Origin of the sequence: Foetidibacter luteolus, from assembly GCF_009650435.1 — a bacterium.
In the GTDB taxonomy this organism is placed as follows: Bacteria; Bacteroidota; Bacteroidia; order Chitinophagales; family Chitinophagaceae; genus Foetidibacter; species Foetidibacter luteolus.
This window is the reverse complement of record NZ_VVIP01000013.1, coordinates 104,810-118,761: the sequence shown is the minus strand read 5'-3', so window position 1 is coordinate 118,761 and position 13,952 is coordinate 104,810. Positions and strand designations below refer to the sequence as shown.

The following is a 13,952-nucleotide window of genomic DNA, read 5'->3' as shown; positions in this document are numbered from 1 at the left end:
ATGATAGGCGGTTTATTTGTGCAGTCTTTTATCAACCTGCAGTTCTTTAACATCAACTACCTTAACAAGGTCATAATATCCCGTAAAAAGTGGGTTAAGGATATAGTTGTACGAGTTAGGCATTACAGCGGAACGGGCTTTAATAGCCAGGTATTGGCGTGCGTTGAATATGTCATCGCCTTTTTCCTGTAACACAATGTTGCCCGGCACCCTCCAGTCAGCCGGTAATTCGCTATCCGGTACTTGCACAACAGGGGCATTATCATCCACCTCAATTGTCATTACAAACATACGTGGCGGTAATTCGGATTCATCAAGATGTACCAGTAATTCCAGCATAGCAAGGGCTTCATGCTCGCTGGTATATAAAGCATATACGCCTTCGCTGTTCCAGCGGCCGCCCTCGTTGTAAGCGCCTGTGCCTGATAAATCAGCAGTCCTTTTTTGCAGTTTTACAATCCTGTAAACAAACATAGGGTATGCATTAGGTATAAACACCTTCTTCAATTCTGCCCAATAACCGGTTTACCAGTTTAATACCAGTGGGGGTACGCAACAACTCAAATGGTTTTTTTCCATTAAGTGATCTGTTTTCTTTTTGAAGCCAGCGGTTTAATTTGTCAGCGTCTTCAAAAACAGAAAGGCCTTTTGCAATGGTGTTGGCTATTTCGATAGATAAAGAAGAAGAAAGGCTGTCAAGGGCATCAGAATTCTTTTTCCGCCCAAGAGTTTTATACGAAAGGTTAAGCAGCGATGCAATATCCTTCATGGGAACATCCATAATACCGGCAAGGTTAGCTACGGATTGTTTAGGTATGCCTTTATCGCTTACAGAAACAAAATCAAGACTGGTAATCGGTTCCTGGGGCATAAATTCTTTTCCGCCCAGTATTGCCCAGGTAACCAATTCACTTGAGGCATGTTTATCAACAAAGGCCTGTACCCCAAGTTTTAAATCTTCTTCCTTTTTCCGGGCTTCCGCTTTATTCATGGTGGACATTTTATCCAAATATACGGGAAAAATGTCTTTTAAGCCATTTCCAGGCTCCCTTCATACTTTTCTTTCAATTCATCCAGCAGGCGGTACATATATTCTTTTAAGGCAAGCGGTTGCTCAATGGTTACCGCATTGGTAAAAGTTAACAGCCAGCGGCCAAAATGCTCATTGCAGTACGTTAAAAAGTACATGCGCAGTTCATTGGCGTTTACTTCTTCTTCAGACAGAAAACCGTAGTTATATTTCTGGTTTATAACGTAAGAAGCTGTTTTCTTTGTCATGCGTACTACCACTTCCTGCATAGCCGTTTTGCGGGTGGTTTGGGTAATATATTCCTGCAGGCTTTGGTGTTTTTTGGCAGCGAAAGATTCATCGGTAATGGTAAACTGGCAAATACGGTCTATGCGAAAATCGCGGTAGTTTTTTCTTAAGCGGCACCAGGCAATAATATGCCAGCCCAGGGAGTAATAGTAAAGGCCGATAGGTTCTATATCCCGCCATACCTGTTCTTTCTTGTACAAAGATTGGTATTGCATTTTAACCACATACTTGCCAATCATGGCTTTTTGCAGTTGCTGCATTACGTACGACGGTTTTTCCGTAGAAGGCAGGTTAGACATTTCTACCGCAACAGATTTTTCCAGCTCATCCAAAAAATCTTTATCGCTGCCGCGTATAACAGATTTAATTTTAAACAACGCGTCTTCCAGGTGGCTCTTGCCGCTATTGCCAGGCAGTGGGTTGCTTAGCTTTGCGCTTAGCACAAGTGCCGCGGCCTCTTCCTGTGTAAACATTACGGGCGGCAACCGGTAACCTTCCATTACAGAATAGCCAATGCCCGATTCGCCAATAATAGGCACTCCGGATTCTTCCAGCGCTTTTACATCACGGTAAACGGTACGCAACGTAATGCCGAAGCGGTCGGCAATTTCCTGCGCTTTTACTTTCTTTTTGCTTTGCAGATGTACCAGTATGGCATTTAAACGGTCCGTTCGGTTCATAAGTTAATAGCTAAGCACTAAGTTAACGTTATACCCCGCATACTTGGTAATGATATTGATGAAAGGGCGCCGCATGGCGGCTTTTTATTTTTTATGGGCCCGGCAGCAGGATGTTTATCAGGCATCGTTGCGTCGCACTCTTCAACGCTTTGTACGCTGACCGTGGCAGCATAGCATAGCCGGTAACAGCGTAATATGCAGCTTAGGCATCCAGGTTCTCATAGCCTTCATCCACCAGCAGGTTATTACCGTCTGCGGCAGAAGTGGCTAGTACATCGCAGCGGTTATTGTAAGGGTTATCCGCATGGCCCTTTACCCACACGAATTTTACCTGGTACTGTTTGGATAGTTGGTAATAACGCATCCACAGGTCTTTGTTTTTTTTGCCGCCTGCAAAGCCGGTGCGTATCCAGCCATCCAGCCATTTTTTGGTAACGCTGTTAACAATGTACTGGCTGTCTGTATAAATGGTAAGCGGTATATTTTTTTTGGTAAGCGATTCAAGCGCCGCTATCACGCCCATCAGTTCCATCCTGTTATTGGTAGTTAAACGGTACCCGGCAGAAAGCTCTTTCTTTTTATCGCCCCACATCAGTATAGCGCCATATCCACCCGGTCCTGGGTTGCCGCGGGATGAGCCGTCTGTATAAATAATTAGCTGGTGACCTTGCATGCTGCTTTTTTGTTGCCGGCGAAAGTAGGGCATTAAGCTAAGTGGAAAAAGTTTGATGTAATGTTATGTAAAAATGGTATCTCTTGATTTTTACATAGGTTAAGCAGCATGGCACCAGTAAAAAGGAGGCTTGGTTAAAAACATAAAATTGTTGTTTTCGAAGTCTTGCAGGTAGCTTAGGTTTTATTATTTTTGCGCTCCCACCATTCTGCATTTTAAAATCCAATGTCATTTACTGTAAAAAAAAGTAGCACCGGTTTAGCCGGGTAACTGGCCTGTATTTGGCCAGGCATTCATTAATTCCCCGTAAGCTTAAATGAAATTTTCGTGCGTTGCCGTATGAAACATATTGTATTTAATCTATAACCCTGTATAAAATGCTTAAAGCGGTTTTGATTGATGACGGATCAGAGAATGCGGATATTCTCCTGAACCTTTTAAAGAATTACTGTGCGGATGTATTTTCTGTGGCGGGTACCAAATGTTCCGAAGCAACACTTGCGTTGGTTAACTGCAGCAAGCCGGATGTGATTTTTATTGACATTGATATGCCCGGTAATGCGGCTTTCAGGCTGGTTGAAGAAATGATGAGTGCGGGCAGTGAACTGGTGTTTGTAACCGGGACAGAAAGAAATCTGCGCCACCGTTTTGGTTGTAATGTACTTGATTACATTCTTAAGCCAATTACCCTGCCAAGCGTAATAAATGTGCTGTACAAGGCTGAACAGCAGGTTAAGCAAAAACGCTTTGACAGGCAGCTTTCAGCCGTTATGCAGGCCTTGTATAAAACTGCCAATACCCGGCTTGCACTGCCTTTAATGGATGGTGTTTGCTTTTTGGAGGCTAATGACATTGTGTACTGCAGGGCTAAGGGGGCTTACACAGAAATACATACCCGGGAAAGGCAGGTTTTTACGTCCAGCCAATCAATAAAAGAGTACGAAATTTTGTTGCCTGCGCATACTTTCTGCCGTGTTCACCATTCTTATATCGTTAATGTAAACTGTATTACCCGTTATTACAAAGGCAGGGGTGGATACCTGGTTATGGCAGATGGCTCTACTGTTGAGGTGGCTGTACGGCGCAAAGAAGATTTTCTTTCAAGGTTTGGCTTGTAAGCACCCTGCAAACAATATTGTTCCTGGCTTGGTCTTATAGCCATTACGCTTCATCAATATAGTATTCGCCCTTAAGATAAGTAACCGCGTTACCGCTCATTAAAACACGGTTGCCCCTAAGTTCACAATCAAGATGGCCTTTACGTTTGGATAGTTGTATGGCCTGCAGTTTATTTTTACCCAGCCGTTGCGCCCAATACGCAACGGTAGCTGTATGTGCTGAACCGGTAACTGGGTCTTCATCTATGCCGCTCTGCGGAAAAAAGCACCTGGAAACAAAATCAGCCCCATTGCCTGCGGCTGTAGCAATTACCCCTCTTGCTTTAATGGCACTCAAAGTTTTAAAATCCGGTACAAGCGCCTCAACTTCTTCCTGGTTTGCGAGTACCACCATATAGTCAAAAGACGTTTTAAAAACAGGCGCCGGTTGTATATGCAGCCCTTCAAAAATTTCTGCCGGTATTTCTTCCGTTGCTACAGGCGGGTCGGCCGGAAAATCAAGCGTGTACAATCCCGGCTCTTTCCTGGTTACTTTTAAAACGCCGCTTAAAGAATTAAAAGCAATCTCGCTGTTGTCATAACCCAGTTCAGTATAGAATATATGGGCAGATGCAAGAGTGGCGTGCCCGCAAAGCTTAACTTCTACAGCAGGGGTAAACCATCTTATGCGGTATTCTTCACCTTCCTTTACAATAAAGCAGGTTTCTGCCAGGTTATTTTCAGCGGCTACCTGTTGCATAATATTATCCGGAAGCCATTCTTCCAGCGGGCACACTGCGGCTGGGTTACCACCAAACATTTTGTTGGTAAAAGCATCGGCCTGGTAAATGGGTAATTTTTTCATCTCGCTATTATAAGTGAACCGCAAGTTAAATGAGATGCTGTATTTGCCAGCCTCATGTATGGATAAACGGTAAGGCCCTCCTATAATGCAACCTTTTCCGTCATAACATCCCAATGGGAAATCAAAAGTTTAAACCTGTGCTGCTCATCCCTGGCTAACTTTGCACTGTCTGGGTACAACTGTGCTTTGTAGGGCGTGGTAAGGTCTGGCGCAAAGGCCAGTTCAACAGTTTTAAAAACGATGGTAACCTTAAAATCCCAGCGGGTATCTTCTCCGCTGTGCAATATGGGTGTTTCAGCCGTTACGCTGATGATGTCGCCCTTTTCCTGCGCCATTTTCAAAAGAGGATAATGATTGGCTTTCCACAGGTTGATAAATTCTTCAGCAAAGCCCCATTTTACTTTATAGTAGTTTTCTACAGTAAAATATTTTGAGGCGCCATCCTGTGCATCAGAGGTGTAAATACTAAGCATTAGTAACACTGTAAACACAAAGCGTACAGGTATCGCATGGGTTGCTGTCATAAAGCGTTTTTTGGTGTTGTTTAAAGTTACACATGTGGCAGCATTTTTAAAATGTGTGCTTTTGTAATTATGCTAACTTGCTTCAAAACCGTTTGTTTTGGGTACACAATTCCAACTATTCCGCAAACAGATAATGCATCCTCTAAAGTTCAGGCTGTTTATGCTGGGCAACCTGCCTTCCGCATGGCTGGCAGGTATAAAGATTGAGATGCTTACAGAGCACCAGGCCGTTATTTCGGTAAGGTATAAATGGTTCAATAAAAATCCTTTCCGGTCTCTTTACTTTGGTATTATGGCCATAGCTGCCGAAGTAAGCACCGGCGTTTTATGCATGGGGCATTTGTACAAGCGGCAGCCATCCGTAAGCATGTTGCTGGTAAAAACAGAAGCAGTGTTTCACAAAAAGGCAACCGGCAAAATTTTGTTTACCTGCAGCGATGGTGATGTGGTAAAGGATGCTATCTTGGCTGCTGTGGCAACAAATAAACCAACAGAAGTAAAGTGTTATTCCGCTGCTGTAAACCAGGATGGTGTGCTGGTAGCAGAACTGTATTATGAATGGAGCTTTAAAGCACGTATGTGAAAGAAAGCCACATAAAAAAGCCCGGGCGTAATGCAACCGGGCTTTTTAACTTTGGTATATGGTATAACAAACCCTGCCGGTGAAATGCTCACCTGCAAAAATGGTAATAAAGCAGTTATATGGTTTAGGCATCATACGCTTCGCTATCCCTTATTATTCACTTGCAGCAGCCCTGGAGGCAATTAACAATGCACCGGCAGCAAGCCCGGTATCTTTCAGCAGGTTCATGAAAGATAAAAACTGCTGTTCTCTGTCCGCAGTATTTAAATAGCCCGGCAAATGCACGGTAAGCACGAATATTACCAGCAGCGCTGCCAGTAAAAATCCTGCAAGCTTTGCCTTTTTATCCAGCAGAAATGCAATAGCGGCCAGTATAAGGCAGGCGCCAACAAAGTATACCCATAATTTATCACCGGGTATAAAGTCTGGAACCCTTACTGCGATAACATCCGGGTCTTTAAAATGGATGATGCCAAATACGGCAATTACAATAGCGAACACAATGGTTGCGAGGCGGGAAACGGTACTGTTATTCATTTGACAAGGTTTTTTGCTACGGGGAAATAAACAAATCCATCGGCATTGACAAGTCAATCAGTTACACAATGTTAAGTTAAAGAATAAAAACAGGAACAACCATAATTTTTATTCTTTTTTGCAATAAATATTTCTTCTTTTGTATGTTCGGTTATGCCTTTGCTTTTGTTGCAGTTAGTGTGGCAAATAAATACCGCTCACATCCTGCATGACAATGTTGATGGATGTTGGTTTATGTTGTTGCGTAGCGGACAAAGCGTACAAGAGTGCGACGCAAGTAAAGCCTCATACATGTATCTTAAGCCGGGCCCATAAAAATAATAATGCCGCATGCGGCATATAGTAATAAAGGATTTTACAGAACAAAAAAAACTTCCCATGAAAATAGCGTTTCACGGAGCAGCCAGAACAGTTACAGGTTCAAAACATTTGATAACATTAAAGAACGGTAAGCAGGTATTACTGGATTGTGGCCTGTTCCAGGGCATGGGCCAGGAAACAGATGCCATGAATGCGGAATTTGGTTTTGAAGCAGATAAAGTAGATTACCTGTTGCTGTCTCATGCGCATATAGATCACTCCGGCCTTATACCCAAGTTGGTAAAAGATGGTTTCAGGGGCAAAATATTCTGTACCCCTGCCACAAAAGACCTTGCTGTAATATTATTGGAAGACTCAGCCGAGATACAACGGGACGATATACGGTTCATCAATAAGAAAAGAGCCAGGCAGGGTAAACCGCCCATTGAACCTTTATATACACCGCAGGACGCACAGGATGCATTGCCGCTGTTTGAAACGGTTAACTATGGTGAGTGGTTTGCCATAGAGAAAGATATAGAAGTACTGTATACCGATGCCGGCCACATAATAGGCAGCGCGGCGGTGCACCTGCGTGTGAAGGAAGATGGCGAAACAACACAGGTAAGCTTTAGTGGGGATGTAGGCAGGTACCGCGATATTATTTTGCGGAGCCCCGATACTTTTCCCCAGGCGGATTACATTATACTGGAAAGCACTTACGGCAGCAGCCTGCATGAAGATATTTTTGAAACAGCCGACATGCTGCATAAGTGGATAGAAAAAACATGCGTTCAAAAGAAAGGCAAGCTAATCATTCCAGCCTTTAGTGTTGGCCGCACACAGGAACTATTATACTTTCTAAACCAGTTAAGCATAGAAAAAAGGCTGCCCCGTATTCCGGTTTTTGTTGATAGCCCGCTAAGCCGCGAAGCCACAGATGTGGTAAAAAGCCATCCTGAAAATTTTAATAACCGCATTCAAAAATTGCTGCAGGTAGATGATGACCCTTTTGGTTTTGACGGCCTGCACTTTATTAAGACCTCTGATGAAAGTAAACTGATAAACGAATATCATGGGCCATGCATTATTATTTCGGCCAGCGGCATGGCCGATGCGGGAAGGATAAAGCACCATATAATGAACAATATTGGCGACGGGGAAAATACAATTTTGATTGTAGGTTATTGCGAACCATCATCCCTGGGTGGCCGGTTGATGAATGGCGCCAAGCAGGTGCGCATATTTGGAGAATACTTTGATGTAAAAGCCGAGGTGGGCGTTATGCGCAGCATGAGTGCCCACGGCGATTATGATGACCTTTGCCAGTTTTTGGCCTGTCAGGATCTGTCGCTTATAAAAACCCTGTTTTTAGTACATGGCGAATTCGATGTGCAGGAGGAGTTTCAACGCAGGTTATTAAAAAAAGGATTGCAGAACGTTCGCATACCCGAGCGCCATGAGGTTTACGGTTTAGGATAAGAAAAAATTATGGGCCCGGCAGGCGAGCATGCATGGGGCTTTACTTGCGTCGCACTCTTCAACGGCTGGATACACTGCCGGGCTTTTTAGCCCTGGTAGTACCTGCTGTATATTACCTAACGGGCTTAGAAAATGTTAAATTCACATTTAATCAAGTTTTATTTGCCATAAGGTAAAGAGAATTTGCACAAGAATGTGTTGGGTGAGCAATAATTGCACTAATACTTGGTTAATATTGTCAAAATGACAAATAAATGGGAGTGATGTTAAAATTTGATAACAATTTGTCAATTTTAAATTAGGCTGGTATCGTAAAATTCTTTTACATTTACTTAACAAACTTGCCAAAAGATGAAACCTTTATTTACACCATGCATAGCCAGTGAAGTAACACCAGCGCTACTTATTGCCAGTTTAAATTCTGAATTATCGGTCACCTGAAGCTTCCTGTAGGGTATATCCCTTTTTCACCTGGGCTTTTTCCGTGAATTAGCGTAGCACATATTGATAAGGAATTTCTTTTTTAAAGGCTTTAGGCTTCTTTAGTTGCATTCCCAATACATGTAATGCTTGCCCTTTTTCCCTATTGTACATTATAAAAAGTAAAAACAAATAAAAATCAAATATGATTATGCTTTACAATGACGACACATAGGTTTATGTAAACGTTTGCACTTAACCTATACATTCACAAACCAAACTAATACGCTTTAAGCTATGAAAAGACTGCTTAATAAAAACCGTCTTTTAAACAAGAGGCAAATTCTAAGATTGCTAATAGTAACCTCTCTGCCATTGCTTGTGCAACTGATAACGCCGCAGGCAACTTCAGGCAAAACACCCAAATTTTATTTCCAGGGAAGAAAGGTAACCGGTAAGGTTACAGATGACAAAGGCGCCGCTCTTGCCAACGTAAGCGTGATAATCAAGAATACCACGCAGGGTACCACTACCAACGAAACCGGCGAGTTTACCATTACGGCTCCCGATGAAAAATCGGTGCTTGTTATTTCTTATGTAGGCTTTGTAACCCGTGAAATTACAGTAGGTACCCAAAGCCAGGTAAACGTAACTATGGCCGCCGATGCAGGCCAGTTAAACGATGTTGTAGTGGTGGGCTATGGTACCCAGAAAAGGGTAACTGTCAGCGGGGCCGTTGCCAGCGTTAAAGGTACCGAGCTGCAAAAATCACCTGCAGTAAACCTTTCTAACTCAATAGCAGGCCGGTTGCCAGGTGTAATAGCCACTAACAATAGCGGTGAGCCCGGTTATGATGGTTCAACCATCCGCATCAGGGGTTCCAATACATTGGGTAATAACGATGCCTTGATTGTAATTGATGGGATACCTGCCCGTGCAGGTGGCCTGGAGCGCCTTAACCCGGCGGACATAGAAAGCATGTCTGTTTTGAAAGATGCTTCCGCCGCCATTTACGGTGCCCGTGCGGCAAACGGTGTTATACTAATTACTACCAAGCGCGGTAAATCCGGCAAGCCCCAGCTTTCTTACAACTTTAACCAGGGATGGGCAAGGGCTACAGTTATTCCTAAAATGCTGAATGCTGTAGAATATGCTGAGATGGCCAACGAAATAGAAGTGTATAAGCTGGACCCTTCATTATGGACTGCAGCTACTGCGGCATTTAAAGAAACCGGCAGTTATACTGACCCCGGTGGCACCAAGATTGATGCTCCCTTTAAACCTGATGATATCCAGAAATACCGGGATGGGTCAGACCCCTGGGGACATCCTAATACAGATTGGTTTAAAGAAACCTTGAAGGATTGGTCTCCCCAATCACGTCACAACCTGCAATTATCCGGCGGCTCGGAAAATTTAAGGTACCTGGCTTCTCTGGGGTATCAGAACCAGGATGCGTACTATAAAAATTCCGCTACCGGTTACAAACAGTATGATGTTCGTGTTAACCTGGATGCCAAAGTAAACAAGTATGTCAGCACCATGCTTGGCTTTACCGCCAGGCAGGAAAACCGCTTTTTCCCAACAAAAAGTGCAGGTTCTATCTTCAGGATGTTGATGCGTGGTTACCCTTATGCGCCAGCTTACTGGCCTAATGGCTTGCCTGGCCCCGATATTGAGAATGGTGAGCAGCCAGTAGTTATTACAACCAACCAAACAGGTTACGACCGCGATACCCGCTATTACTATCAGAGTAACGGCCGTGTAGAAATAACCGTTCCATGGATTACAGGTTTGAAAATAACCGGTAACGCGGCAGTAGATAAATACGTTCAGCAAGGGAAAACCTGGGTTACTCCGTGGTTTATCTATGCCTTTAGCGGCTATGATGGAAACGGCGAACCGATCCTTACCAAGGTTCAAAAAGGGCCAACCACACAGGCTACGCTTAACAGGTATACGCAAGACCAGTTAAATGTGCTTTTGGAAGCCATCGTTTCTTATGATCATAAATTCGGCGACCATCAGCTTATTTTGCTGGCTGCAACTACAAAGGAAACATCCAACAATAACTCGTTCGGCGCTTTCAGGCAATATTTCCCGTCCACCAGTATTGACCAGTTGTTTGCCGGTGGTGCTACCAACCAGGTGGCAAACGGCAGTGCGTGGGAGAGGGCACGTCTTAACTACTTCGGCCGTGTTGGTTATAACTTCCAGGAAAAATACATTGCTGAATTCTTGTGGCGTTATGATGGTTCTTACATGTTCCCCAAAGACAAACGTTTTGGTTTCTTCCCTGGCGTATCTGCAGCATGGAGAATTTCAGAAGAAGGCTTTATGAAGAATGTGGGTTTTGTTAACTCCTTAAAACTTCGTGGTTCATGGGGCCAGTTGGGTAACGACCAGGTTTACTTTGGCGGTAGTTTGCGGGAATATGATTACCTGCCCACTTATGCTTATGGCGATAGGGCCAATTCAAACTTCGGCTATGTTATCAATAACCAGTTAACTTCTGTGCTGCGTGAGAATGGCGTGCCCAACACCAATATTACCTGGGAAGTTGCCAACAACTACGATATCGGTTTGGAAGCGACTTTGTTCAACAACCGTGTAAGCGTTGAACTGGATTATTTTCAAAACCGCAGGTCTAAAATCCTGTGGAGAAGGAATGCTTCTATCCCGGCGAGCACAGGTATGGAATTGCCTGCTGAAAACATAGGAAAAGTAGCTAATAAAGGCTATGAGTTTAAAATTGGGTACAACGGAAACGCCGGAGATTTTACCTACAACGTAAATGTTAATGGTGGCTATGCCAAGAACAAAATCACTTTTTGGGATGAAACTCCCGGAAGGCCAGACTACCAGTTAACAACGGGCAAGCCTATTCCGAATGATCCTTTTAATGCCGATAATAACCTGATCTATGTATATGACGGCGTATTTAAAGATCAGAAAGATGTAGATGCCAATACGCTGGATTACAGTGGTGTAGGAGGTGCAGGTAAACTGTTTCCGGGAAGTATGAAATTTAAAGACATCAACGGGGACGGAAAAATTGATGGTAATGACAGGATACGTTCAGAGAAGAATACACAGCCTACCTTCCAGGGTGGTTTGGTAATAGGGGCGCAATATAAAAACTTCGATTTGTCTATCCTCTTCCAGGGGGCTACCGGGGGTGAGTTGTTTGTACAAACAGAATCCGGAACAATCGGTAATTATCTGAAATACACTTACGATCATCGCTGGACTGTGGATAATCCAAGTTCTGTTGATCCACGTACGGTAGACAGGAATAACCAATATTTCTCCAACCGCAATACCTATTACATGATGAACACAAACTATTTACGTTTGAAGAACTTTGAAATTGGTTATACACTTCCTTCGGAAATTGGTAAGAAAGTAGGTATCAGCAGCCTTAGGGTATATGTAAACGGCCTTAATATGATTACCTGGGCAAAACAGGACATTTTTGACCCGGAATCAGTTAACAGCAGTTTCCAGTATTATCCGCAGGCTAAGATTATTAATACTGGTGTTTCAGTAACCTTCTAAATTGAACGCAATGAAAAATATCTCAAAAAATATTGCAATTTTTTTATCTGTTGGTTTAATGTTTACAGCATGCAGCCGTGACTTTCTGGATACGCAACCTTTGGATAAAGCATCGGCCGATAATGTTTGGAATGATGCTGCCCTCTCGGAGTTGTTTGTAACAGATATCTACAATGCAATTCGCGATGGCCTGTTAAACCAGGAAAGCATGGATTGTATTACAGACAATGCGCTGTATAACTTTGGCAGGATGGATATTATGGAAGCCAACATTAGTCCTACCAATGTGGGTTGGGTTAACAATACTTACGACTGGAATGAAATGTATGCGAGGATAAGGGCCGCCAACATTGCATTGGAAAACCTCAGCAAGGCAACATTTGATGCAGGGGCCGTAGATAGGCTAAAAGGTGAAACCTATTTTATGCGGGCTTATTGCTATAACCAAATGCTGCGTTATTATGGTGGCGTACCAATTATTAAGTCAACTTACACGCTTAACAGTCCTGATTTTACCATTGCAAGAAATACGTACGAGGAGTGTGTAGATGCTATCATCAGCGACCTTGATTCCTCCGCGATGTTGCTGAACGGAAAAAACATGGCTTTGGGCCGTGCAACTACCGATGCTGCAATGGCGCTTAAAGCAAGAGTATTATTGTATGCCGCCAGCGACCTGCACGATATACCTACAGCTAAAGCAAAATCATCAGTGATTAACGGATTTTCAAATCCTGAATTATTAGGGTACGTAAGCGGGGACCGCACTGCCCGCTGGCAAAAAGCCAAAGATGCTGCAAAGGCTGTGATGGATTTGGGCAAATATGGGTATATGCTTGACTTAGGCGCACCTTTAACAAAAGACGAAGCTATTACTGCTTATACGAACGTCTACCTTTCAAGAGGTGGCGGTGAAAGAGAATCCATTTTTTCCAAGTATTACATAAATGCTTCCCCCGATGATTGGGGCGCATGGTATCCCAGGAACAATACCACCAACGGTTACCATGGATGGACATCCAGCGAACCCACACAAAACCTGGTGGACAGCTATGAAATGATGGATGGTACCAAATTCGACTGGAGTAAGCCGGAACAGGCAGCGGATCCTTATGCAAACAGAGATCCCCGTTTCTATGCATCTGTTTTTTATGATGGTTGCAAATGGAAACCCCGCACTACCGATGGTGCCGCTGTTGACCCTTATGGAGAAATACAGTTTGGAACCTATGAAGTAGGTAGCTCAAGCTCTCCTGCTGTTTACTTCGGTTTGGATACCAGGAATAGCTCCATAGAAAACTGGAACGGTACACGTACCGGTTATTCCATCAGGAAATTTACGAATGACGATCCCGCTATTGTGGATATGAACCAGCGCCAGGAAATACCATCTATCCAGATAAGGTTTACTGAAGTTGTATTCAATTACATAGAAGCCTGCCTGGAGCTGGGAGAAGAGGCAGAAGCTAAAACATGGCTGAACAGGATACGCTTCAGGGCTGGTATGCCTGCCATAACCGAGTCTGGTGATGCATTGGTGAAACGCTATCAAAACGAACGTAATATTGAAATGATGTTTGAAGAGCAACGTTTTTATGATGCAAGGCGCTGGATGATTGCCCCCGATGTTTTAGGCCAAAAAGTAAGGATAATGAAAATTACAGGTAAGCTTAAAGCTGGTAAAACAGTTAATGTTTACAGGTACAGCAAAGACAACTACGACTACACTTACACTGTGCAAAACATAGAATCAGGCGTAGAAAACCGTAGCTGGCATGATAAGCTTTATTTCCCGCCAATAAGATTGGATGAGATGAATAAGAATAATAAGCTGATACAGAATCCTGGCTATTAACAGTACATATAGCTTTTACTTTGTTTAGAAATGGTTATGCCGGTGTATTTGCCGGCATAA

The 13,952-nt window shown here is 43.5% G+C and carries 12 protein-coding genes; 5 read left to right on the top strand and 7 right to left on the bottom strand.

What is annotated here, in order from left to right; all coding sequences use genetic code 11:
* Window positions 1–12 precede the first annotated feature (12 nt).
* The 4 genes from F0364_RS04215 to rnhA all read right to left on the bottom strand — a co-directional run bounded on the left by F0364_RS04215 (window position 13) and on the right by rnhA (window position 2,671).
* Window positions 13–474, bottom strand: a complete 462-nt coding sequence (locus tag F0364_RS04215) for an RES family NAD+ phosphorylase (RefSeq protein WP_153796506.1) — start codon at window positions 472–474, stop codon at window positions 13–15.
* A 10-nt stretch (window positions 475–484) separates the two neighbouring features.
* Entirely contained in the window at window positions 485–991 is a 507-nt protein-coding gene (locus F0364_RS04210) for an Xre family toxin-antitoxin system antitoxin (RefSeq protein ID WP_207632508.1), read from the bottom strand.
* Between the two features lie 38 nt (window positions 992–1,029).
* A complete protein-coding gene (locus F0364_RS04205) occupies window positions 1,030–1,998 on the bottom strand; it encodes a helix-turn-helix transcriptional regulator (RefSeq protein ID WP_153796504.1) in 969 nt (322 codons plus the stop codon).
* 202 nt (window positions 1,999–2,200) lie between these two features.
* Complete coding sequence (gene rnhA / locus F0364_RS04200) at window positions 2,201–2,671, bottom strand: ribonuclease HI (protein WP_153796503.1); 471 nt, start codon at window positions 2,669–2,671, stop codon at window positions 2,201–2,203.
* Between the two features lie 377 nt (window positions 2,672–3,048).
* Between rnhA and F0364_RS04195 the strand changes: the two genes are divergently transcribed.
* Window positions 3,049–3,789 (top strand): LytR/AlgR family response regulator transcription factor, encoded by a 741-nt coding sequence (locus F0364_RS04195; protein ID WP_153796502.1) that lies wholly within the window; start codon window positions 3,049–3,051, stop codon window positions 3,787–3,789.
* Window positions 3,790–3,832: 43 nt separating this feature from the next.
* On the opposite strand, the gene F0364_RS04190 is transcribed toward F0364_RS04195, so the two are convergent.
* Window positions 3,833–4,633: a PhzF family phenazine biosynthesis protein gene (locus F0364_RS04190; RefSeq protein WP_153796501.1), complete on the bottom strand. Its 801-nt coding sequence runs from the start codon at window positions 4,631–4,633 to the stop codon at window positions 3,833–3,835.
* A gap of 80 nt (window positions 4,634–4,713) precedes the next feature.
* Window positions 4,714–5,157: a hypothetical protein gene (locus tag F0364_RS04185; RefSeq protein ID WP_153796500.1), complete on the bottom strand. Its 444-nt coding sequence runs from the start codon at window positions 5,155–5,157 to the stop codon at window positions 4,714–4,716.
* A 97-nt stretch (window positions 5,158–5,254) separates the two neighbouring features.
* Between F0364_RS04185 and F0364_RS04180 the strand changes: the two genes are divergently transcribed.
* Window positions 5,255–5,740 (top strand): hotdog fold domain-containing protein, encoded by a 486-nt coding sequence (locus tag F0364_RS04180; RefSeq protein WP_153796499.1) that lies wholly within the window; start codon window positions 5,255–5,257, stop codon window positions 5,738–5,740.
* A gap of 153 nt (window positions 5,741–5,893) precedes the next feature.
* On the opposite strand, the gene F0364_RS04175 is transcribed toward F0364_RS04180, so the two are convergent.
* Entirely contained in the window at window positions 5,894–6,277 is a 384-nt protein-coding gene (locus F0364_RS04175) for a DoxX-related protein (RefSeq protein ID WP_153796498.1), read from the bottom strand.
* 378 nt (window positions 6,278–6,655) lie between these two features.
* Between F0364_RS04175 and F0364_RS04170 the strand changes: the two genes are divergently transcribed.
* The 3 genes from F0364_RS04170 (at window position 6,656) to F0364_RS04160 (ending at window position 13,892) form a co-directional block, all read left to right on the top strand.
* Window positions 6,656–8,059, top strand: a complete 1,404-nt coding sequence (locus F0364_RS04170; protein ID WP_153796497.1) for an MBL fold metallo-hydrolase RNA specificity domain-containing protein — start codon at window positions 6,656–6,658, stop codon at window positions 8,057–8,059.
* A 717-nt stretch (window positions 8,060–8,776) separates the two neighbouring features.
* Window positions 8,777–12,037: a SusC/RagA family TonB-linked outer membrane protein gene (locus F0364_RS04165; protein ID WP_153796496.1), complete on the top strand. Its 3,261-nt coding sequence runs from the start codon at window positions 8,777–8,779 to the stop codon at window positions 12,035–12,037.
* A 10-nt stretch (window positions 12,038–12,047) separates the two neighbouring features.
* Window positions 12,048–13,892: a RagB/SusD family nutrient uptake outer membrane protein gene (locus F0364_RS04160; RefSeq protein ID WP_153796495.1), complete on the top strand. Its 1,845-nt coding sequence runs from the start codon at window positions 12,048–12,050 to the stop codon at window positions 13,890–13,892.
* Window positions 13,893–13,952 lie beyond the last annotated feature (60 nt).

What these genes read in the sequence shown, in the direction of transcription:
- F0364_RS04190 (WP_153796501.1), bottom strand. Translation starts at nt 4,633, where the DNA reads ATGAAAAAATTACCCATTTACCAGGCCGATGCTTTTACCAACAAAATG.
- F0364_RS04160 (WP_153796495.1), top strand. Translation starts at nt 12,048, where the DNA reads ATGAAAAATATCTCAAAAAATATTGCAATTTTTTTATCTGTTGGTTTA.
- F0364_RS04165 (WP_153796496.1), top strand. Translation starts at nt 8,777, where the DNA reads ATGAAAAGACTGCTTAATAAAAACCGTCTTTTAAACAAGAGGCAAATT.
- F0364_RS04205 (WP_153796504.1), bottom strand. Translation starts at nt 1,998, where the DNA reads ATGAACCGAACGGACCGTTTAAATGCCATACTGGTACATCTGCAAAGC.
- F0364_RS04210 (WP_207632508.1), bottom strand. Translation starts at nt 991, where the DNA reads ATGAATAAAGCGGAAGCCCGGAAAAAGGAAGAAGATTTAAAACTTGGG.
- F0364_RS04175 (WP_153796498.1), bottom strand. Translation starts at nt 6,277, where the DNA reads ATGAATAACAGTACCGTTTCCCGCCTCGCAACCATTGTGTTCGCTATT.
- F0364_RS04195 (WP_153796502.1), top strand. Translation starts at nt 3,049, where the DNA reads ATGCTTAAAGCGGTTTTGATTGATGACGGATCAGAGAATGCGGATATT.
- F0364_RS04170 (WP_153796497.1), top strand. Translation starts at nt 6,656, where the DNA reads ATGAAAATAGCGTTTCACGGAGCAGCCAGAACAGTTACAGGTTCAAAA.
- rnhA (WP_153796503.1), bottom strand. Translation starts at nt 2,671, where the DNA reads ATGCAAGGTCACCAGCTAATTATTTATACAGACGGCTCATCCCGCGGC.
- F0364_RS04185 (WP_153796500.1), bottom strand. Translation starts at nt 5,157, where the DNA reads ATGACAGCAACCCATGCGATACCTGTACGCTTTGTGTTTACAGTGTTA.
- F0364_RS04215 (WP_153796506.1), bottom strand. Translation starts at nt 474, where the DNA reads ATGTTTGTTTACAGGATTGTAAAACTGCAAAAAAGGACTGCTGATTTA.